General features: G+C 64.1%; 23 protein-coding genes. 6 read left to right on the top strand and 17 right to left on the bottom strand.

Features of this window, described 5'->3' with window-relative positions; translation table 11 throughout:
• Positions 1–181: 181 nt before the first annotated feature.
• Positions 182–1,837, top strand: a complete 1,656-nt coding sequence (gene ettA, locus F3W81_RS12160; RefSeq protein WP_193079428.1) for an energy-dependent translational throttle protein EttA — start codon at positions 182–184, stop codon at positions 1,835–1,837.
• 142 nt (positions 1,838–1,979) lie between these two features.
• On the opposite strand, the gene F3W81_RS12155 is transcribed toward ettA, so the two are convergent.
• Positions 1,980–2,402, bottom strand: coding sequence for a DUF4168 domain-containing protein (locus F3W81_RS12155; protein WP_193079427.1), 423 nt, complete (start codon positions 2,400–2,402; stop codon positions 1,980–1,982).
• A gap of 471 nt (positions 2,403–2,873) precedes the next feature.
• Here F3W81_RS12155 and F3W81_RS12150 point away from each other — a divergent pair, with 471 nt between their 5' ends.
• Positions 2,874–3,080 carry a cold-shock protein gene (locus F3W81_RS12150; protein WP_119399911.1) on the top strand — a complete coding sequence of 69 codons (207 nt, stop codon included), beginning with the start codon at positions 2,874–2,876 and terminating at the stop codon, positions 3,078–3,080.
• Between the two features lie 77 nt (positions 3,081–3,157).
• Here F3W81_RS12150 and F3W81_RS12145 read toward each other — a convergent pair whose 3' ends face one another.
• Positions 3,158–3,517 (bottom strand): BrnA antitoxin family protein, encoded by a 360-nt coding sequence (locus F3W81_RS12145; RefSeq protein ID WP_193079426.1) that lies wholly within the window; start codon positions 3,515–3,517, stop codon positions 3,158–3,160.
• 304 nt (positions 3,518–3,821) lie between these two features.
• Here F3W81_RS12145 and F3W81_RS12140 point away from each other — a divergent pair, with 304 nt between their 5' ends.
• Positions 3,822–4,826 carry an FUSC family protein gene (locus F3W81_RS12140; RefSeq protein ID WP_193079425.1) on the top strand — a complete coding sequence of 335 codons (1,005 nt, stop codon included), beginning with the start codon at positions 3,822–3,824 and terminating at the stop codon, positions 4,824–4,826.
• Here F3W81_RS12140 and F3W81_RS12135 read toward each other — a convergent pair.
• The 14 genes from F3W81_RS12135 to F3W81_RS12070 all read right to left on the bottom strand — a co-directional run bounded on the left by F3W81_RS12135 (position 4,823) and on the right by F3W81_RS12070 (position 17,320).
• The gene (locus F3W81_RS12135) at positions 4,823–5,152 is read right to left on the bottom strand and encodes an ArsR/SmtB family transcription factor (RefSeq protein WP_226941661.1); all 330 of its coding nucleotides are present in this window, start codon (positions 5,150–5,152) and stop codon (positions 4,823–4,825) included. The genes F3W81_RS12140 and F3W81_RS12135 overlap by 4 nt on opposite strands.
• Positions 5,153–5,239: 87 nt before the next feature.
• Entirely contained in the window at positions 5,240–6,463 is a 1,224-nt protein-coding gene (locus F3W81_RS12130) for a mandelate racemase/muconate lactonizing enzyme family protein (RefSeq protein ID WP_193079424.1), read from the bottom strand.
• A complete protein-coding gene (locus tag F3W81_RS12125; RefSeq protein WP_193079423.1) occupies positions 6,460–7,545 on the bottom strand; it encodes a zinc-binding dehydrogenase in 1,086 nt (361 codons plus the stop codon). The genes F3W81_RS12130 and F3W81_RS12125 overlap by 4 nt, the downstream gene beginning before the upstream one ends.
• Positions 7,546–7,635: 90 nt before the next feature.
• A complete protein-coding gene (locus F3W81_RS12120) occupies positions 7,636–8,847 on the bottom strand; it encodes an MFS transporter (protein WP_193079422.1) in 1,212 nt (403 codons plus the stop codon).
• A gap of 77 nt (positions 8,848–8,924) precedes the next feature.
• On the bottom strand, positions 8,925–10,253 hold the full coding sequence (locus F3W81_RS12115; protein ID WP_193079421.1) for a class-II fumarase/aspartase family protein: 1,329 nt from the start codon (positions 10,251–10,253) through the stop codon (positions 8,925–8,927).
• A complete protein-coding gene (locus tag F3W81_RS12110; protein ID WP_193079420.1) occupies positions 10,253–10,969 on the bottom strand; it encodes an alpha/beta fold hydrolase in 717 nt (238 codons plus the stop codon). The genes F3W81_RS12115 and F3W81_RS12110 overlap by 1 nt, the downstream gene beginning before the upstream one ends.
• Positions 10,969–11,568, bottom strand: a complete 600-nt coding sequence (gene pcaG / locus F3W81_RS12105) for a protocatechuate 3,4-dioxygenase subunit alpha (RefSeq protein ID WP_193079419.1) — start codon at positions 11,566–11,568, stop codon at positions 10,969–10,971. Before pcaG ends, F3W81_RS12110 begins: the two co-directional genes overlap by 1 nt.
• A gap of 3 nt (positions 11,569–11,571) precedes the next feature.
• Entirely contained in the window at positions 11,572–12,300 is a 729-nt protein-coding gene (pcaH, locus tag F3W81_RS12100) for a protocatechuate 3,4-dioxygenase subunit beta (RefSeq protein ID WP_193079418.1), read from the bottom strand.
• On the bottom strand, positions 12,297–12,692 hold the full coding sequence (gene pcaC / locus F3W81_RS12095; RefSeq protein WP_193079417.1) for a 4-carboxymuconolactone decarboxylase: 396 nt from the start codon (positions 12,690–12,692) through the stop codon (positions 12,297–12,299). Before pcaC ends, pcaH begins: the two co-directional genes overlap by 4 nt.
• Positions 12,685–13,473: a 3-oxoadipate enol-lactonase gene (pcaD, locus tag F3W81_RS12090; protein ID WP_193079416.1), complete on the bottom strand. Its 789-nt coding sequence runs from the start codon at positions 13,471–13,473 to the stop codon at positions 12,685–12,687. The genes pcaC and pcaD overlap by 8 nt, the downstream gene beginning before the upstream one ends.
• Positions 13,473–14,639: a 4-hydroxybenzoate 3-monooxygenase gene (gene pobA, locus F3W81_RS12085; protein WP_193079415.1), complete on the bottom strand. Its 1,167-nt coding sequence runs from the start codon at positions 14,637–14,639 to the stop codon at positions 13,473–13,475. Before pobA ends, pcaD begins: the two co-directional genes overlap by 1 nt.
• Before the next feature lie 214 nt (positions 14,640–14,853).
• Positions 14,854–15,822 (bottom strand): threonine ammonia-lyase, encoded by a 969-nt coding sequence (locus F3W81_RS12080; protein WP_193079414.1) that lies wholly within the window; start codon positions 15,820–15,822, stop codon positions 14,854–14,856.
• The gene (locus F3W81_RS12075; RefSeq protein ID WP_193079413.1) at positions 15,819–16,637 is read right to left on the bottom strand and encodes an alpha/beta fold hydrolase; all 819 of its coding nucleotides are present in this window, start codon (positions 16,635–16,637) and stop codon (positions 15,819–15,821) included. Before F3W81_RS12075 ends, F3W81_RS12080 begins: the two co-directional genes overlap by 4 nt.
• Positions 16,637–17,320, bottom strand: a complete 684-nt coding sequence (locus F3W81_RS12070; protein WP_193079412.1) for a haloacid dehalogenase type II — start codon at positions 17,318–17,320, stop codon at positions 16,637–16,639. The genes F3W81_RS12075 and F3W81_RS12070 overlap by 1 nt, the downstream gene beginning before the upstream one ends.
• A gap of 164 nt (positions 17,321–17,484) precedes the next feature.
• Here F3W81_RS12070 and F3W81_RS12065 point away from each other — a divergent pair, with 164 nt between their 5' ends.
• Entirely contained in the window at positions 17,485–17,919 is a 435-nt protein-coding gene (locus tag F3W81_RS12065; RefSeq protein ID WP_193079411.1) for an FKBP-type peptidyl-prolyl cis-trans isomerase, read from the top strand.
• Positions 17,920–18,006: 87 nt separating this feature from the next.
• Here F3W81_RS12065 and irr read toward each other — a convergent pair whose 3' ends face one another.
• Entirely contained in the window at positions 18,007–18,426 is a 420-nt protein-coding gene (irr, locus tag F3W81_RS12060) for a Fur family transcriptional regulator Irr (protein WP_193079410.1), read from the bottom strand.
• 175 nt (positions 18,427–18,601) lie between these two features.
• Here irr and fabA point away from each other — a divergent pair, with 175 nt between their 5' ends.
• Both fabA and fabB read left to right on the top strand, forming a co-directional pair.
• Positions 18,602–19,111, top strand: a complete 510-nt coding sequence (gene fabA, locus F3W81_RS12055; protein ID WP_119399894.1) for a bifunctional 3-hydroxydecanoyl-ACP dehydratase/trans-2-decenoyl-ACP isomerase — start codon at positions 18,602–18,604, stop codon at positions 19,109–19,111.
• 23 nt (positions 19,112–19,134) lie between these two features.
• Positions 19,135–20,364 (top strand): beta-ketoacyl-ACP synthase I, encoded by a 1,230-nt coding sequence (fabB, locus tag F3W81_RS12050; RefSeq protein ID WP_193079409.1) that lies wholly within the window; start codon positions 19,135–19,137, stop codon positions 20,362–20,364.
• Positions 20,365–20,366 lie beyond the last annotated feature (2 nt).

Genomic DNA, 20,366 nt, shown 5'->3' with positions numbered 1-20,366 from the left:
CACAGCCTATAACGCAAGCCCCGTGAGGTTTATTTTATACCGAAAGCGCGGCAAAACCCGCCGGATTTCCGCCCCTCGGCGCCGCACCCGGATTGCCCCTGCCGCCCGGCTTCTGTATCTAGCGCCAAAGCGCAACACCCTGTCATCGCGCTTCAGCGCAATACCCAGAGGGAGCATCTCCATGGCCGCCTACCAATACGTCTATCACATGTCCGGGGTCTCGAAGGCCTACCCGGGCGGCAAGAAATGTTTCGAGAACATTCACCTGAACTTCCTGCCCGGCGTCAAGATCGGCGTCGTCGGCGTCAACGGGTCGGGTAAATCCACCCTGCTCAAGATCATGGCCGGCTGGGACAAGGATTTTCAGGGCGAAGCCTGGCACGCCGAAGGCGCCAAGGTCGGCTACCTGCCGCAGGAGCCCGAACTCGACCCCAAGCTCGACGTGCGCGGCAACGTCATGCTCGGCGTCGCGCCGAAACAGGCGATCCTCGACCGCTATAACGAACTGGCGATGAACTATTCCGACGAGACGGCCGATGAAATGGCCGCCCTGCAGGATGAAATCGACGCCCAGAACCTCTGGGATCTCGACGCCCAGATCGACATCTCGCTCGAAGCCCTGCGCTGCCCGCCCGATGATGCTGACGTCACGACCCTTTCGGGCGGTGAGAAACGCCGTGTCGCGCTGTGCAAGCTGCTGCTCGAAGCGCCCGACATGCTGCTGCTGGATGAGCCGACCAACCACCTTGACGCCGAAACCATCGCCTGGCTGCAAAACCACCTGATGGAGTACAAGGGCACCATCCTGATCGTCACCCACGACCGCTACTTCCTGGATGACATCACCAGCTGGATCCTCGAACTCGACCGCGGCAAGGGCATCCCTTACGAGGGCAACTATTCCGCCTGGCTGGAACAGAAGGCCAAGCGCCTGATGCAGGAATCGCGCGACGACAAGTCCAAGGTCAAGACGCTGGAGCGCGAGCTGGAGTGGATGCGTCAGTCCCCCAAAGCCCGTCAGGCCAAGTCCAAGGCCCGCATCAAGTCCTACAACGAGATGGCGAACCAGTCCGAGCGTGAGAAACTCTCCAACGCCCAGATCATCATCCCGAACGGCCCGCGCCTTGGCACCAAGGTGATCGAGGTCGAGGGTCTGAAGAAGGCCATGGGCGACAAGCTTCTGGTCGAGGGGCTGTCCTTCTCGCTGCCGCCCGGTGGCATCGTCGGCGTCATCGGCCCCAACGGTGCGGGTAAGACAACCCTGTTCCGCATGCTGACCGGTCAGGAAACCCCGGACGAGGGCACGGTCGAATACGGCGACACGGTCAAGCTGTCCTACGTCGATCAGAACCGCGACGACCTCGACCCGAAAGAGAACGTCTGGGAAGCGATCGCCGACGGCCTCGACATCATCAAGCTCGGCGACGCCGAAGTGAACGCCCGCGCCTATTGCTCGGCCTTCAACTTCAAGGGCAGTGACCAGCAGAAGAAGGTGTCGCTGCTGTCGGGTGGTGAGCGGAACCGCGTCCACATGGCCCGCCTGCTGCGCGCCGGTGGCAACGTGCTGCTGCTCGATGAACCGACCAACGACCTCGACGTCGAAACCCTGCGCGCGCTGGAAGACGCCCTCGTCGATTTCGCCGGCTGCGCCGTGGTGATCTCGCACGACCGCTTCTTCCTCGACCGGATCTGTACCCACATCCTCGCCTTCGAGGGCGAAGCGCATGTGGAATGGTTCGAGGGCAACTTCGCCGACTACGAGGAAGACAAGAAACGCCGCCTTGGAGCGGATTCGCTGGAGCCTAAGCGGATCAAGTACAAGAAGTTCGCGCGTTAAACGAAGAAAAGGCGGCCTCCGGGGCCGCCTTTTTTTATGCATAGGGTGGGGTCCACCGCCGCCGCAGGCCCCCCAACCCAAAACGCCGCCCCCTTTCGGGGACGGCGCTGCTCAGGATCGGTCCGGGAGGGGATACCGGTCCTCAGCCGTCGTTGGTCGGTTGCTTCGTGCGTTCGGTGATCATCGCCACCAGCCGGTCGTTCAGCGCCGGGTCGGTCTGCGCGGTCTGGCTGATCTTGTTGTAGGTATCGACGTCCATGCCCTCGGTCTTGGACACGGCGGCAGCCATATCGGCCTGCGCCTTCTGCGTCAGTTCCGCAGCCTCGGAATCATCCTTGGCGGCCTGGATCTGCGGCAGATAGGTGTCGCGCACCTCCGACACTTCGACCGCCGCATCGACAAAGCTGTCGATCTGGTCGTCGCTAAAGGGCACCTGCGCCTGTTCCGTCTGGGCCGCAGGGGGCGCGGTCGGGGCAGGGGCCTCTTGCGCGAAAGCGGGGGCAAGGGGGGCGAGGATCAGGCCAGCCGCCGCAGCGGTGCCAAGAAGTTTGGTATGAAAGGTCATCTCTGTCTCCTTCATCGAACTTACCATCGCGGCGGGGTGCCGCGGGGTGTGCTGTAGAAGGTGGCGTGCGCCCCGCCGCCTTGCAATGCCCCCGCCAAACTGCGGCGCAAGCCCGCCGTTTGACCCCGGTTGCGCCAGCGGATCGCCGCTATCCGCACCGGGCCTGCGCGCACCCCGCGCCGCCACGTCCGCAACCTCTGGCTGAGCCCTCTCGGGCATAGCCTCCGCAGGGGCTGAGCGGGCCTTTCGAGCGCATTTTTCCGTCCCCCCTGCCTTTGCGTCATAGAAAACAGGTGGATGCGGAAAAATCCCCTGCTGATTTCTCTTCACACGAATCAGAATCGCTGGCATATTCAGGTGGCTAAGCGACCTCTTTCGACCTTTCTGTTTCTGTATGGCTACAGTTATCGATCGACCACGTAGCCGGGCTGCCGCATCCCGCGGGCAGCAAACAAGACAGGAGATTTCCGGATGGCCAACGGCACCGTGAAATGGTTCAACACAACCAAAGGTTTCGGCTTTATTGAGCCCGAAGGCGGCCGCAAGGACGTATTCGTTCACATTTCCGCAGTCGAGCGTTCGGGCCTCACCGGCCTGCGTGACGGCGCGAAAGTGACCTTCGACATCGAAGCCGGCCGCGATGGCCGCGAGAGCGCGGTCAACCTCGCTCTGGTCTAAGGGGTTGGCTCCTGCGGGGGCCGCACTTGCCAAGACTTAAGGAAGCGCCCGCCGGGGATCCCCTCGATGGGCGTTTCTCATTTCAGGGCCTCCGGCGCAGACACGCCCTCCCCCTCGACCCGGTTCAGCAGGGCATCGCCGCGCATTGCCTCGGCGATTTTCATCTGCGCCCAGGTCGCCAGCAGCCGGTTGATCCGCGTCTGATAGCCGGTGCCCATGCCGCGATAGAACTTCGCCACCGACACATCGAGGTAGAGCGTCACCTTCTCCTTCTTCTCGCGCACGTCGAGATCCTGCTCCAGCGTGTGCCAGGCGTCGGGCACGGTGTCGCGCAGCTGATCGAGGTCCAGCATGTCGCGGCTCTCCTCCCAGGCATAGCGGTACAGACGCTCCTGAGCGATGCGCTGTGTCTTGGTCAGGGGTTTGCGGCGGGACATGGCAGGGCTTTCCAAAAGGGGCGGGCACGAGGGCCTCTGATCGCCTCATCATTGTCCCGCAGGGTTAACGCCGCACCACCCCGCCGCACGGCCAAAAGCGCACCGTTCAATTACCGTTCAGATACCGACGGGATACCGACATCCCGATTTCGCGGTTTTCACGCCCTGCGGCACGCCCGGTTTCGCCGTATTGCACCCAGCGGCAGGCAGCCTTGCGCGGCTCTGCCCGGTCCCAGCCTAGCCAACTGCGGCAACTGCATTTACAGGATGCGTCACATAAATCTCATCAGGAGTTTCACGGTTCATGCAGCACTGGATCTGGCGCGCAGTTCAGCTTTTCATCGCAGCCGCAGGCGCGCTCGCCGTGGCTTGGGTGTTCGAGTTGCACAATCCCTATTGGGCCGTGATGCCGATCTGGGTGGTCAGTCAGGCGTTCCGCGAAGACCTCGTGATCCGCGCCATCCTGCGTATCATTGGGACGTTGATCGGCGCTGCTATCGGTTTGGCAGCGTTGTATTATTTGCCGAACCCGGTGCTGCTGACGCTGGCCGTCGGCCTCTCTGTCGGGCTTGGCACGCTGGCCGCTTTCTGGATCGGGACGGTCTATAGCTACGGTGCGATGATGGCGGCGATCACGGTTGCCGTGGTGGTCCTGCCCGCCATGGCGAACCATGCCGCGCCGCTGAATCTCGCCGTTGACCGGGTCTGGTGCACGCTGATCGGTGTCATCGCGGTGACGGCGGCGACCTTCCCCTTCACCCCGCTGCGCGGCGGCGACAGGCTCCCGATCCGCGCCAATCACGGGGGCGTCCGTGGTCTTAAAAATGGTTGCGTGGCAATGGCTTGCACGATCCTCGGCATGAGCATCGCCCTGCTGGTCGGAGACTTCTGGGCAGTGGGATTTGCCCTCGCGCTCAGTATCTTTTCCGCCCTGATGGGAGGGATGCCCGACGCCAGCCCGGCGCTGCGTTACATCCTGCCGGGCAGTGCCATCGGCATCGCCGCCGCCATCGTCTACCGCCTGATCGGCGCCACGCTTGAGCTGAATTCCCTCGGCCTCTACCTGCTGGTGGCGGTGTTTCTGGCGGCCGGTGCGATCCTGCGGGCCAACCCGCGCACAACGAACTTTGGCCTTGATTCCAATATGATATTTCTGCTCACGGCCGAGGTCGGCACCGTCGGTCACGGGGCCTTCAACGAGATGTCGGGCGGTGCAGCGATGCTGGTGGCGGCGCTGATCGTCTCGGCTTTGCATCGCAGATTGCTGCCGGCGCATCTGGCCGAAAAGGCGCGGCGCAGACCGGCTTAGTCTGCCTCAGCCCCAGTTTCAGGTTCGCAAAACAGCGAATACAGCAGGCCGATGATGGCGACGGTATTGGAATCGGCGATGCTGTAATACACCGCCTTGCCATCGCGCCGCGTCTTGACGAAACCTTCTTCGCGCAGCCGCGCCAGCATCTGACTGACGGCGGCCTGACGTGTGCCCAGCAAGGCCTCAAGCTCGCTCACCGATTTTTCGCCAGCGCCGAGGTGACACAGAATCATCAGTCGGCCTTCATGGGCCAGCGCCTTTAGAAAGGCCGCCGCCATCTGAGCATTCTCGGTCATTTCACGCGGAGGAGTCGGCAAGTCCATGATATCAGTCAAAATTAGATCCGTCTGGTCTGAGGGCGCCGCGCGCCACAACCAGTTGCTTGCCGCGTCAAATCGCGTGCTGTCCGGTCAATCGCGAGGGGCGCCGCCTTGAAAGGCATTGTCCATATCGTAGCGACAGGGGGCTTGTTGCATCTCTAGGTGCAATTGGCTGCCATCGTATTCATGCCGCCGCGCAAGCGTTTCGTCCAGTTCAAACCCGAGACCCGGCGCGTCGGTTGGCGAAATAAAGCCGCCCTCGACGGCAAAAGCGCCGCCAATCAAGGCGGAATGGTAAGGCGTTTCGATGGTCTCGGCCATGAGAATATTTGGAATCGCGGTGCAAAGGTGGATATTCGCCGCCCACTCCACCGGCCCGGCATACAGATGCGGGGCGACCTGCGCGCCGTAAGCCTGTGCCAGAACGGCGATCTTGCGGGCCTCCCAGATCCCACCAGCGCGCCCCAGAGCAGGCTGCACGATGGCGACCCCGGCCTCAAGTGCGGCGCGGAATTCGGCGAGTGTGGTCAGCCGTTCGCCCGTCGCAACCTGCAGCCCGGATTGCGCACAGACCCGCGCCATGCCGGGCAGATCATCCGGGGCGACGGGTTCCTCGAACCACAGCGGGTCATAGGGGGCAATGGCCCGCGCCAGACGTAGGGCTCCGGCGGCAGTGAACTGGCCGTGGGTCCCGAAGAGCAGGTCGGCGCGGGTACCGACGGCATCTCGCACCGCCGCGCAAACCTCTGCTGAGAATGACAAATCCGACATCGATGGCATATGTCCACCGCGGATCGTATAGGGGCCGGCGGGGTCGAACTTGACCGCCGTATAGCCCCGTTCCACGAGGTCCGCCGCGCTTTCCGCAGCCATCTCGGCACTGCGCCAATAGCTGCCCATATCGTGATGCGGCAGCGGGTAGAGGTAGGAATAGGCGCGGATCCGGTCATTCATCTTGCCGCCGAGCAGCGCCCAGACAGGCCGCTCGCGTGCCTTGCCGAGGATGTCCCAGCAGGCGATCTCCAGCCCCGAAAACGCGCCCATGACGGTCAGGTCCGGGCGCTGCGTGAAGCCGGAGGAATAGGCGCGGCGGAACATCAGCTCGATATTCTCGGGGTTCTCGCCGGCCATGTGACGCGCGAAGACATCGGTGATCACGGCCTTCATCGCTGCGGGGCCGACGCTGGCGGCGTAACATTCGCCCCAGCCGACGATGCCGCAGGCGGTCGTGACCTTGACCAGGATCCAGTAGCGGCCCCCCCAGCCCGGAGCGGGTGGGGAGGTCACGATGATATCGAGGTCCGCGAGCTTCATTTGAACAGGATCACGTTCCGGCGTGCGCTCCCGGTCAGCGTATCGGCAATCGCCTCGTTGATCTGATCCAGCCGCCAGGTGCCCGAGATCAGCTCATCGAGTTTCAGCCGTCCCTGACCGTAGAGGTCGACCATCCAGGGAATGTCGCGCTTGATCACAACGTTACCCATCTTCGAGCCGACAATCGCCTGCCCCGAGTCCGCCATGATCAGCGGCGAATAGCTGGCGGTCTTGTCGCCGTGGGGCATGCCGACCATCACGATCCGCCCGCCGCGTGCAAGGTAGCGCGGGGCCATGTCATAGACCTGAGCGACTCCGACGGTGACCAGCACGGCATCCGCGCCGCGCCCGAGGATTTTCTTCACTTCACTCCAGGGCTTGCCTTCGGCGCTGACGACATCCGTGGCCCCGAACTCCTTGGCGGCGTCCAGTTTTTCCGGCAGCATGTCGACGGCGACGATGCGGCGGGCCCCGGCGATCCGCGCGCCCTGAATGGCGTTCAGCCCGACGCCGCCGGCGCCGATCACCACCACATCCTGACCGGCCGTGATGCCGCTGGCATAGACCGCCGCGCCGACGCCCGTGATCACCCCGCAAGAGATCAGAGAGGCGGCACCCATTGGCACCGACTCAGGGATCGCCACGACCTGACTTTGATCCACCACCATCTTTTCGGCAAAGGCGCCCGAGGCCATCGCCTGCATCACCGGGGTGCCGTCTTCCAGCGACAGGGCGCTTTGACCGACCGAGTCGTAGGGCGTTTCGCAGATCGTCGGGTGACCGCCGCCGCAGGTGTCGCAATGTCCGCAGGCGCGGATCAGCGTGACACAGACCGGATCGCCGATGCTGAGACCATGCACGCCCTCGCCGAGCGCACTGACGCGGCCTGCCGCTTCATGCCCGTAGACCGCTGGCAGATGCCCGCCAAACCCGCCCTGCCAAAAGGAAATATCGGAGTGACAGATCGCGACGGCCTCCAGAGTCACTTCGACTTCGCCCATTTGAGGCGCGCGCAGCATCACCTCTTCAATGGTCAGCGGCGCGCCATATTCGCGGCACAGGGCGGCTTTGATCTTTTGCATGTCATCTCTCTCCCAGATGTGAGGCGCAGGGATGCGGCCTCATGAGATCCAATTGGTGAAATTTAATTCCTCTGGTCGAAATTAGCCATCTTAGCGCCGGGCGAACAAGGCAAAAATCGCGATGGCGGGGATGAGCAGCAGCGCCGCGGCCGCAAAGGGCGCGCCCGGCAGGAAGATCGGCGCCTCCGGTGCGGTGAAAAACCCGAAGATCGTGGTCATGATCAGCGGGGTGACGATCATCGCCAGCGCCATCAACGATGAAAGCACGCCCTGCATTTCGCCCTGAGCGTCATCTGGCGCGGCGCGGCTGGCGATGGCGATCAGGGCGGGTTGCGCCAGCTCTCCCAAGGCGCTGAGCGGCGTGATGATCAGCGTCGCGGTCCCGCTGCGGATCACGCTGAGGATGCTGAGAAAGACCACGTTCGCCCCGAGACCGAAAAGGACGGTCCTGCGTTCTCCAAGTCGGGCCATGGTCGGGCGGAACAGAAGCGCCTGCACCAGGATCATCGCAACGCCATAGAGCGTCAGGGAAATGCCGATCAGCCGGGAATCCCAGCCAAAGCGCGCCTGACCGAAATAGGCCCAGATCACGCCATAGACCTGCATCGAGATATCGTAGAGGAAAATCACGGTCAGCAGGCTGCGCAGCCCAGGCAGCCGCGCGATGGCCTGCAGCGCCCCGAGGGGATTGGCGCGCCGCCAGCTGAATGGGCGGCGGCGCTCGGGGGGGACGGTCTCGGGCAGGATCAGCAGCGCCAGCAGCAGGTTGCAAGCGGCGAGGGCGCCAGCGGCCAGAAAGGGCGCTCGGGTGCCAAACTCAGCCAGAAAGCCGCCCATGATCGGGCCCAGAACGAACCCCAGACCAAAGCCTGCGCCAAGCAGACCGAAGTTCGCGGCCTTGGTCTCGGCGGCGGAAATGTCGGCCATGAAGGCGGTTGCGGTCGCATGGGTGGCGGAGGTGATGCCGCCGACCAGCCGCCCCAGCATCAGCAGCCAGATCGACCCCGCCAGCGCCATCACCACGTAATCCCCCACCATGACGGCGAGAGACACCAGCAGCACCGGGCGGCGTCCGTAAGCGTCCGAGAGGTTGCCGATGATCGGGCCAAAGATGAACTGCATCAGCGCGAAAACGGTGATCAGGGCGCCTCCCCACAGCGCGGCATGGGACAGATCGGTGTGCAGCACATCGCGGATCAGGTCTGGCATGACGGGAAAGATCAGCCCGATGCCCATGGCGTCGATCACCACAGTCAGCAGCAGGACGTACTTCGGCAGGGCGCTTTTTGGCGTCGTCAGCATGGGGTGGCTCGTTTTACCAGGCGCCCATGGACGCGCGGCCAGCTAGGCAGGGCCGCGCATCGAAGTCAATTGCCGCATCAGAGGCTGCGCACGGCCCCGGCAAAGGCGCGGGCGTTGGCGGGTGCGTCGCCCATCTGCTGATCCGGCTCAAACAGTCCGCTGAGGTCCAGATCGGGATAGGCGGCGCGGGCCAGATCCCCCAGAGGTGTGCCTGTGGCGATGACCTGTTTGGCCAGCGCCTTGACGGCCTCCTGCGCCTCGGGTCGGGGCATGGTGGCGGCGAGGCGGAAGGATAGCGCTTCGGCATGAAGCAAGCCATGAGAGCTGGTGAAGACTTCAAGCATCGCGTCGCCGTCTGGGGTCAGGCCCGGCACCATGTCCTGCGCGGTTTCCAGTGCTGCGGCGGCCGACAGGCACAACTGCGGCAGGGTCAGCCATTCGGTGAACCAAGCGGCGCCGTCACGTTCCTGACGCGGCATCCCGGAGTTTTGCATTGTGGCGTTCAGCCCGACCACCTGACGTGCCAGCGCCAGCAGGACCGAGGGCTGCACCGGGTTCTGTTTCTGCGGCATGGTCGAGGAGCCGCCAGAGGCCCCGACACGCACCTCTCCCGCGCTGGATTGCGCCATCAGGATCAGATCGTCCCCCATCTTGCCGAGCAGTTGCGCCATGCGCGTCAGCCAGCCCGCGATGCGCAGCACCGGGCCGCGGTCGGCGTGCCAGCTGCGCCCGGGATCGCGCAGGCCCAGCCCTTCGGCAAGGGCGGCGCGCAGGGTGGCGCCTTGGCCTGCGAACTCGGCCCCCGTACCAGCGGCACCGGACAGCGACACCCAGAGCGAGGCGTCACGAAGCGCAGGCAACTCACCCAGCAGATCCAGCAGCGGCCAGCCCCAGCCCGCGACATGGCTGCCAAAGCTGACGGGGGTGGCGAACTGGCCATAGGTCCGCCCGGCCATCGGCAGGGCGGCGTGGGTTTCGGCCAGATCGGCCAGCGCCGAGAGAAGCGTCGTCAGCCCGGTTTCGCAATGGTTCAGCAGCTGGCGCAGTCGCAGCATCTGGGCGGTGTCCATGATGTCCTGCGAGGTCGCGCCCCAGTGGACATATTGCGCGTGCTCGGGCGCCTCCAAAGCCTTGCGAAAGGCGGCGACGAGGCCCGGCACTGGCACACCGTTCTTGCCTGCGCTCACCGCCAGCCCACCGGGATCGATCGGAATTTCCAGCGTGGCGCGGTGGATGAAGGCGGCGCTGACCTCGGGGATCAGACCGAGCGCGCCCTGCGCCTTGGCCAGTGCCCCCTCGACGATCAGCATCGAGCGGACCTCGGCGCTGTCGGTGAACAGGCGGCCTGCGTCGCCGGTCGGGAACAGCTTGTTGTACATCTGGCTGTCGTGCACGGAACCGGCCATCAGTTTGCCTCCGCGATCTGGGTCAGCAGGGCGGCGAGGCCGCGCGGGTCGGAGAGGAAGGGAGAGTGGCTGGTCGGCATGTGGTATCTGTCCTTTGGCGCGAAGGTAGCGGCCATCCTCGTCTGGTATTCGGGCGGGATGGTGCGATCGTCGGTGCACTGGATATAGCAGCGCGGCACCGAAGCATAGGCGGGGCCAAGGGCAATCGGCGTCGCTTGCGGTTTGATCGGCTCGGCGCAGAGCAGGTCTGTGGCCCATCGGGCAGTCTCTGGCGCGACGTCGTGGTAAAACAAGGGGATCGACTGCGCGGGGTCGGCGGCATAGCGCAGCCCGTCGGGGGATTTGCGCACCGCGCTCAGTAGCGGCTGGCTGGCCTGTTCGCGGCGCATGTCGATCATCGAGACACCGTCACGGGGCGCGTAGGCGCAGAGGTAATAGAGGCGGGCGATGCGCTCGGGCGCAAGTTCCGCCGCGGCAGAGATCGGGAATCCGCCTGCGGAATGGCCGACCAGATGGACAGGTTCGCGGCCAAGTGCTGCGACGATCGCCTCGGCCGACAGGGCCAGCGTCATGTCGCAAACGGGGCGCGCATCGTCTGCGCGCCCCGGAAGGTCGATGGCCCGGGCCGTGTGGCCCAAGGCAGTGATCTCGCGGATCGTGTCACGCCAGCACCATGCGCCGTGGCATGATCCATGGATGAGCAGGAAATCCGCCATCAGAGGTCCAGAAAGACCGTTTCCTTGTCGCCCTGAAGCACAACGTTGAAGGTATATTTCCCCTCGGCGGTCTTCTTGGCGATCAGCGTGTCGGCGCGCGGGCGCTGTTCGATCCGGTTCAGCAGTGGGTCGTTGCTGTTGTCCTCATCCTCGAAATAGATCCGGGTCTGCAGGCCGGTGTTGATGCCCCGCGACACCACCCAGAGCGAGATGTGCGGCGCCTGAACCACACCGCCGCGGCCCTTGTAGGTGCCCGGTTTGACGGTCCGCAGGGTGAACTTGCCGCTCTCGAAATCCGCCGCGAACCGGCAGAAACCATTGACGGCAGGGTCCGCGCCCTCTGCGCCGGGGAAGATCCCGGCGGCATCGGGTTGCCAGCTCTCCAGCATCGCGTCACGCAGCGCCCAGCCGGTGCCGTCGATGACTTCACCTGTGATTTCAATGATTTCACCCTTGGCGCCGTCCGAGATTGGGCTTTCGCCGATCTCTGTCTCATAGATGCCGCCAATACCGGCGTAGGTGGGCATGCAGCCGATATGGACGTAGGGGCCAGCGGTTTGCGAGGCGGTTTCGACCAGAGTATCCAGTTTCTGAACCATGATTTACATCCCTTCCAGCTTGTTCTCGAACATGGTCTGGCGGCGGCCGCGCAGAACGATGTCGAACTTGTAGGCGAGGAAATCCATGCCGCGCGCCTTGGACATGTCCAGCGGCGCGACGAGGCCCTCGATCTGACCACGGCTCTGCACCGTCTTGACGATCGGGCAGAGGTTGATCAGGGGATCGCCCTCAAAATACATCTGGGTGATCAGGCGCTGGCCGAAGCCCGTGCCGAAGATGGAAAAGTGGATGTGCATCGGACGCCAGTCATTGGCGCGGTTCGGCCAGGGATAGGCGCCGGGGCGGATGGTCAGGAACTCGTAGTAGCCGTTTTCATCCGTGATGGTGCGCCCGCAACCGCCGAAGTTGGGGTCGAGCGGCGCGAAATAGGTGTCTTTCTTGTGGCGATAGCGGCCACCGGCATTGGCTTGCCAGGCCTCGATCAGCGTATGCGGCACGGGGCGATTGTTTTCGTCCAGCACGCGACCATGCACCAGAATGCGCTCTCCCACCGCAGGCGCCTTGCCCTTGGTGAAGTTCATGATCATGTTGTTGTCCCATTCGCCCAAAATCGAATGGCCAAAGCGCGGACCCGTTTCCTCGGACGGCGTGCTCTCCATCGACAGCAGCGTCCACTTGGGCGAGCGGGTGACAGATGTCTTGTAGTCGGGCGTGTAGGCTGGCGGGTGGGCATCCCGATTGCGCGGGATCAGCGGGCCTAAGTCTTTCATTTCGTGTCCTCCTCCATTTCAGCATAGGTCGCCTTGGCAAGCTTGAGCGCATGGTTCGCTTTCGGCACACCGGCGTAGATCGCGACGTGCTGGAAGGCCTCCTGCACGTCTTGTTTGGTCGCGCCCGTGCGTGCCGTGGCGCGGATATGCATCGGGATTTCCTCAAAATTCCCGGTGGCGGCCAGCAGCGCCAGCGTCAGCATGGAGCGTTCGCGGCGGCTGATGCCATCGCTGGCCCAGACGGTGCCCCAGGCCCCTTCGGTGATCAGGGTCTGGAAGGGCTCGTCAAACTCGGTCTTGGCGGCTTCGGCGCGGTCGACATGGGCGTCGCCCAGAACCGAGCGGCGGACCTCCATGCCCTTTTCAAAACGGGCGGTTTTGGCGTCAGACATGGCCGGTCTCCTTGATGAAGGTGGTGAGGAGGCGCGCGTAGTCCTCGGGCTTTTCGGCGCAGGGCAGGTGGCCCGCACCACGGATCAGTTCAAACCGGGAGCCCGGCACGAGGTCGATGGTTTCGCGCACAAGGTCCGGCGGGGTAGAGCCGTCTTCGCTGCCCGCAATGCCCAGCACCGGCAGGCGCAGCCCGCTGGTGGGGGTATAAAAATCGGTGCCAGAAATGGCCGCGCAGCAGCCCGCGTAGCCCTCAACCGATTGACGGATCAGCATATTGCGCCATGCCGCCAGCTCCTCCGTGGCGCGGAAAGCCTTGCCGAACCAGCGCTCCAGAACGGCGTCGGCCATGCTCTCGATCCCGTCTTCGCGGGTGGCGCGGATACGTTCGGCCCACATCTCGGGCATGCCGATCTTGGCGGCGGAGTTCGAGATCACCAGTGCGCGCACCAGGTCCAGCCGTTTCACGGCGAGGCCCTGCGCGATCATCCCGCCGATGGACAGGCCGACGAAAAGCGCGTCCTTGACGGAGAGGTGATCCAGTAGCATCTCGGCGTCGCGCACCAGTGTACCCATGGAGTAGGGGCCGGGGGTGGCGTCGGTCAGGCCGTGGCCGCGCTTGTCATAACGGATGATGCGCAGACCGGCGGGCAGCAGCGGCACCAGCTTGTCCCACAGCCGCAGATCGGTACCGAGGGAGTTGGCAAAGACGATGGGCGCGCCGTTCGGATCGCCCTCGTCCGTATAGTGGACGTTCAGCCCGTCCAGTTTCGCAATACGCATCAGTATGGCAGCCCCACATAGTTTTCAGCCAGAGCAGTCTGCGCGGCGTCGGACATGCGCAGATAGTCCAGCTCTGCCTCCTGCATCTTTTGCTCGAACGCGGACCGCTCGGGGAAGTTATGCAGCATCGTTGTCATCGACCAGGAAAAACGCTCGGATTTCCAGACCCTTGCGAGGGCCTTGTCCGAGTATGTCGCGATCCCCTCGTCGTCGCCAGCGTAGTGTTGCACCAGCGCGTGATAAAGATAGTGCACATCCGACACGGCGAGGTTGAGGCCCTTGGCACCGGTGGGAGGCACGATATGGGCGGCGTCGCCGACCAGGAACAGGCGACCCCAGGTCATCGGCTCGGCGACGTAAGACCTTAGCGGGGCTATGCTTTTTTCGATCAGCTTGTCGGTGATGATGCTATCGGCGGCGTCCTCGGGGATGCGACGCTTCAGCTCGTCCCAGAAGGCGGCATCGCTCCAGGCGTCGATCTTGTCGCTGAGCGGGACCTGCAGATAGTAGCGCGACAGGTTGGCGTTGCGCATTGAGCAGAGGGCGAAACCGCGGGTGTGCTGGGCATAGATCAGCTCCTCGGACACTGGTGGGGTTTCCGACAGCACGCCGAGCCAGCCGAAGGGATAGACCCGCTCAAACTCACGCAACACGGTGGAGGGGATGCTCTGACGGGAAGGCCCGTGGTAGCCATCGCAGCCCGCAATATAGTCGCAGTCGATGCGATGTTCGGTGCCGTCTTTCATGTAAGTCACGAAAGGCGCATCACTTTTCGCGTCGTGCAGGGTGACGCCTTCGGCCTCGTGGATGACCTTGCCGTCGGCCGCTTCGCGTGCGTCGTAGAGATCGCGGGTCACTTCGGTCTGGCCGTAGACCATGACCTTCTTGCCGGTGCGCTCCTGAAAATCGATGCGGAAGCCCTGGTTGCGGGTGGCAAGATAGGTGCCGTCGTGGGGGAAGCCTTCGGCGTCCATGCGGGCCCCGACGCCGGCCTCGCGGAGCATCTCGACCGTGCCCCATTCCAGAACGCCGGCACGGACGCGGGAGAGGACATAGTCGCGCGAGCGACGCTCTAGCACGACGGTGTCGATCCCGGCCTTGTGCAGCAGTTGAGACAGCAAGAGACCCGAAGGGCCGCCGCCGATGATGGCCACTTGTGTACGCATAGCATCCTCCCTGTTCGCTGTGCGATCAGTGGCAAAAGTAGTTGTTCCTGTCAATTAAAATCGCCGAGAGCCCTGAATCGTAACGTCGGTATTCCCTGCGGTAACGCGTCGGTATTGCGTCGGTGCGATTTTCGACATCCGGCATGCATACAAAACCGCCGCTGCGGGGAGGGGACCCCGAGCGGCGGTTGACAGGGTCGCCCGTTGCAAGCGTTCAGAGCGTGGCGAGCGCGCGGGTGAACATGGCCGGATCGACGTTGCCGCCAGAGACCACGGCGATGACGGTGTCCCCCTCCAGCGCGTCACCGCGATAGAGCGCGGCGGCGAGGGCGACGGCACCACCGGGTTCCGCGACGATCTTGAGCCGCAGAAACGCCTGCGCCATGGCCTGCAGGGCCTGATCCTCGCTCACCGTCAGGCCGGGGCCGCAGCGGGATTTCATGATCGGAAAGGTGATCTCGCCCGGGTGCGGCGTGATGATGGCGTCGCAGATATTGCCCGACAGGGCGGCGTTGGTTTCGATCTTGCCCGAGATCAGCGAGCGCGCGACGTCGTCAAAGCCCTCAGGCTCCACCGGGCGGACACGCAGACCGGGCGCGCGCGTGGCGCAGGCCAGCGCGATGCCGGAGGTCAGACCGCCGCCGCCGCAACAGACCAGCAGCTCGGCCTGTGTTACGCCGAGATCGGCGGCGTCGGCCGCGATCTCAAGCCCGATGGTGCCCTGACCGGCGATGACGAAGGGATTGTCGAAGGGTTTGATCAGGGTCAGCCCCCGCTCAACCGCGAGCGATTCGCCGATCTCGTCGCGGTCCTGGGTGGCGCGGTCATAGAGCACCACCTCGGCACCAAGGGCGCGGGTGTTTTCGATTTTCAGCGCCGGGGCGTCGGCGGGCATGACGATGACCGAGGGGATGCCGTGCGCCTTGGCGGCCAGAGCCACGCCCTGTGCGTGGTTGCCGGAGGAAAAGGCGATGACGCCGCAATCGCGCACCTCGGGGGCAAGGGCGGAAATCGCCGACCATGCGCCGCGAAACTTGAAGCTGCCGGTGTGCTGCAGGCATTCGGGTTTGATCAGCACGCGCCGTCCGGCGATCTGATCGAGGAAGGGAGAGGAAAGCAGGGGCGTGTGGCGCGCGTGCCCGTCAAGGCGCGCCGCAGCGGCCAAGATCATGTCGAAGTTCATTGCAGTTTTTCCAGCCAGAGAGAAAGGGCGGCGAGGGAAGGGGCCTCGTCAAGAAACGGGATATGGCCGCGATCAGGCACATCGGCGGTGATCAGACCGGGGTGGTGATCGGCCATGCGGGCGACGACCTCAGGCGACAGCAGGTCGGAGTTTGCGCCGTGCAACACCGCGCAGGGCAGATCAGCCAGCGCATCGAACAGCGGCCAGAGGTCGGGGGTGGCTTGCGGCCTGCCGCCAAAGACGGCCTCGCGCAGGGCCGGATCGTAGGTGATGACCAGACCGTCGGGGGTTTCGGTATTGGTGTGGGCGGTCATCTGGCGCCAGCGCGCGAACGGAACGCCGGGGAAGGCGGGGTCGGACATGCGGGCCATGGCCGCTTCGTCCAGCGTGGCGAAGGGCGGGTTCAGGCCGAGGTAGCCCGCGATGGCGTCGATGCCTTTGGTCGAGAGTTCCGGGCCGACGTCATTGAAGGCGACGCCGAGCAGACGGTCGCGGGCCGTGACGGCGAGGATCAGCGCGACCAGCCCGCCGCGCGAAGTGCCGAGGATGCCAGCCCGCGCCACGCCGAGGTGGTCGAGCAGGGCAATGGCGTCCTTCGCCTCGGTCCCGACATTGTAGGTTTCGGGGCCGGTCCATTGCGAGAGGCCGCGGCCGCGATAATCCATGCGGATCAGGCGGACATCGCTCAGGTGCGGGGCCACGAAGTCGAAGTCGCGGGCGTTGCGGGTCAGACCGGACAGGCAGAGCACGGGCGTGCCGGTGCCTGCGTCCTCATAGTAGATCGAGGCGCCGTCGTGGCTTTTGAAATGGGGCATCAGAAAATCTCCAGCGCCGGAATGGGGGCGAGGGTGGGCAGGATATGGGCGGGGGTTCCGGGGAGGCGGTCCATAGGTGCGCCTGCGCGATTGACCCAGGCCGTGACAAAGCCATAGGCCGCAGCGGCGGAGACATCCCAGCCGTTGGAACTGACGAAGAGCACCTGATCGGGTGTGCAGCCAAAACGCTGTCCGACGAGGTCATAGACGGCGCGGGCGGGTTTGAAGATGCCAACGCTTTCGACCGAGAGCACCGCATCGAGCAAATCGTCGAGGCCTGCGGAGTGCACGGCCCCCTCCAGCATGGCCGGCGAGCCGTTGGAGAGAATCGCCGTGTTCAGCCCCTGTGCCTGCAGCGTGCCAAGGACCTCCGGCACCTCCGTATAGCTCGAGAGCTGCCAGTAGAGCTGCAGCAGGCGTTCGCGGAGTGCTGCGTCCTCGAGCCCTTCTGCCTCCATCGCCCAGTCGAGCGCATCCCTGGTGACCTGCCAGAAATCACAATGCGTGCCGCGCACGGCGCGCAGCCAGGAATATTCCAACTGCTTGCGCCGCCAGTGCTCTGCAAGGGCGGGCCAATGGGCGGCGAAGGTCTCGCGTCCCGGTTCGGCGGCGGCTTCGCGGGCGGCGGCGCTGACGTCGAACAGCGTTCCGTAGGCGTCGAAGACACAAGTGGTCACTGGCATGGCTGGATCCTTCCACGCCCGACCTTGCCACGGAGAATCGGCACAGGGAAGAGCGGTTTGCGCCCGCGCGGTGGCTGGGTTAGACTCGGGGTCAGTCGAGACAGGCACCCGCGCCCAAAGAGGCGTGGCCCTGAAATTCACCCCCGAAGACGATTGGATATAGCATGAGCGAAGCCAAATCGGGCGACACAGTCCGCATTCATTACACCGGCACTCTGGCCGATGGCACGACCTTTGACAGCTCCGAAGGGCGCGACCCGCTGGAGTTCACTGTTGGGTCTGGCCAGATCATTCCCGGCCTCGACAAGGCAATCCCCGGCATGGCCGTGGGGGACGAGAAGAAAGTCGAGATCGTCGCAGATGAGGCCTATGGCCAGCGCGATCCGAACGCGATGCAATCCGTGCCGCGCGAAGCCATCCCCGACACCATCCCGCTGGAAGTCGGTCTGCAGCTGCAGATGAGCTCTCCTCAGGGGCAGGCGATTCCGGTGACGGTTGCCGAAATCAGCGACGAGCAGGTTCTGCTGGACGCCAACCACATGCTGGCTGGCAAAGACCTGATCTTTGACGTCAAGATGGTTGAAATCGTCGCCGCCTAAGGCGTTTGCGCTGATTTTACGAAAAAGAAGGCCCCGCTGCGGAGAGATCCGGGCGGGGCTTTTTCTATGTCGGAGGGCGTATTGGCCTCAGGTGTCGCGGCGCAGACGGATCACAACATCGACCTTGGAGATCGAGGCCCCTTTGGGCGCGCAGGGCAGGCGGGAAATCTCCAGCTCGTCACTGGGGGCGTCCGTCAGCTCGCCGTCGTCTTCCCAATAGAAGTGGGGATGGTCGTGCATGTTGGTGTCGAAATAGCTGCGTGACCCGTCCACGGTGATCTCGCGCATCAGCCCGACGTCACAAAACGCGCGCAGGGTGTTGTAGACCGTCGCGAGGGACACCGGCTGTCCGGTCTCCTTGGCGGCGGCAAAAAGGCTCTCGGCGGTGACATGACGATTTCTGCCATCCCCGACGAGCAGAGCCGCCAGCCCCAGTCGCTGCCGTGTCGGTCGCAAACCTGCCTTGGAAAGCCAGGTGGCGCCGCGTTCGGTTGCCATTGCACACATGCCGTTCTTGTATCCTGCTGTTCACCCGACAATATAGGGAAAAACACCACCAAGACGCAACAGGTCTGGCGAATGCTTGCGATCACCGATGCAGCACCCGGACTTGCATGGCAAGCTGGCGCGATGATAGAGGAAGCTGAACTTTGAGATATGAGATGAAAGGGGCGTGCCTCTGATGGCCGACTATCCCACCAGCTTTGACCGGGACGACCTTCTGAAATGCGCGCGCGGAGAGCTTTTTGGCCCCGGCAATGCACAGCTTCCTGCGCCGCCCATGCTGATGATGGACCGCATCACCGATGTTTCGGGTGATGGCGGGGCGCACGGCAAGGGCCATATCGTCGCGGAATTCGATATTACGCCGGACCTGTGGTTCTTTGACTGCCACTTTCCCGGCAACCCGATCATGCCCGGCTGCCTTGGCCTGGATGGTCTGTGGCAACTGACCGGCTTCAACCTCGGCTGGCGCGGCTGGCAGGGGCGGGGCTATGCGCTCGGCGTTGGCGAAGTGAAGCTGACCGGCATGGTGCGCCCGGATCGTAAGAAACTGACGTATTACGTTGATTTCACCAAGGCGATCCAGACGCGTCGCCTGACCATGGGCGTGGCGGATGGCCGGGTAGAGGCCGACGGCGAAGTGATCTATCAGGTCAAAGATATGAAAGTCGCGCTGTCAGAAGGCTGACGCGACAAGGGAAGGAGAGCTTCATGCGCCGAGTTGTAGTTACCGGATTGGGAATCGTCTCTTCTATCGGGAACAATGCCGATGAGGTCGTCGCCTCGCTGAAAGCGGGACGCTCGGGTATCGAAGCCTCGCCCGAAATGGCTGAGAACGGTTTCCGCAGCCAGATCGCGGGCACGCTGAAGATCGACGTGGCGGAACACGTCGACAAGCGCGCGCTGCGGTTCATGGGACCGGGCGCGGCCTATGCCTTTATCGCGCTGACCCAGGCGATTGCCGACGCCGGACTGGACGAGAGCCAGATCAGCAATCCGCGCACCGGCCTTGTCGCCGGGTCCGGCGGGCCGTCGACCAGCGCGATCTTTGCCGCGCATCAGACGGTGCTGAAGACAGGCGCCACCAAACGCATCGGCCCCTTCGCGGTGCCCAAGGCGATGTCCTCGACGATTTCGGCCAACCTCGCGACGGCCTTCAAGGTCAAGGGCATCAACTATTCGATCACCTCGGCCTGCTCGACCTCGCTGCACTGCATCGGCAATGCGGCGGAACAGATCATGATGGGCAAGCAGGACGTGATGTTTGCCGGTGGCGGCGAGGAACTCGATTGGACCCTGTCCTGCCTGTTCGACGCCATGGGCGCGATGAGCAGCAAGCATAACGCAACACCGCAGACCGCCAGCCGCGCCTTTGACGCTAGCCGGGATGGCTTCGTGATCTCGGGCGGTGGCGGCATGGTGGTGCTTGAGGAACTCGAGCACGCCAAGGCGCGCGGTGCGACGATCTACGCCGAAGTGACGGGCTATGCGGCCACCTCGGACGGGCACGACATGGTCGCCCCCTCGGGCGAGGGCGGTGAGCGGGCGATGCGTCTGGCGCTGTCGACGCTGCCAGAGGGCCGCAAGGTCGGCTATATCAACGCACACGGCACCTCGACGCCAGTCGGCGATGTTGGTGAAGTGCAATCGGTGCGCCGGGTGTTCGGGCAGGGGTCTACCCCGCCGATCAGCTCGACCAAGTCGATGACGGGTCACGCACAGGGCGCGGCTGGGGCATTGGAGGCGATCTTCTGCCTGCTGATGCTGCGCGATGATTTCATCGCTCCCTCGATCAACGTAGAGACCCTGGACGAAGCGCTCGACCCGGCGGAAATCGCCACGACGCTGGTCGAAAATGCGGGCCTCGACACGGTCATGACAAACTCCTTTGGGTTCGGCGGCACGAATGGTTCGATGCTGCTGTCGCGGTATAACGGGTAAAA

The sequence above is a fragment of the Pseudooceanicola spongiae genome, from assembly GCF_014899185.1.
Classification (GTDB): Bacteria; Pseudomonadota; Alphaproteobacteria; order Rhodobacterales; family Rhodobacteraceae; genus Pseudooceanicola; species Pseudooceanicola spongiae.
This window is presented reverse-complemented; position numbering and strand designations above follow the sequence as displayed.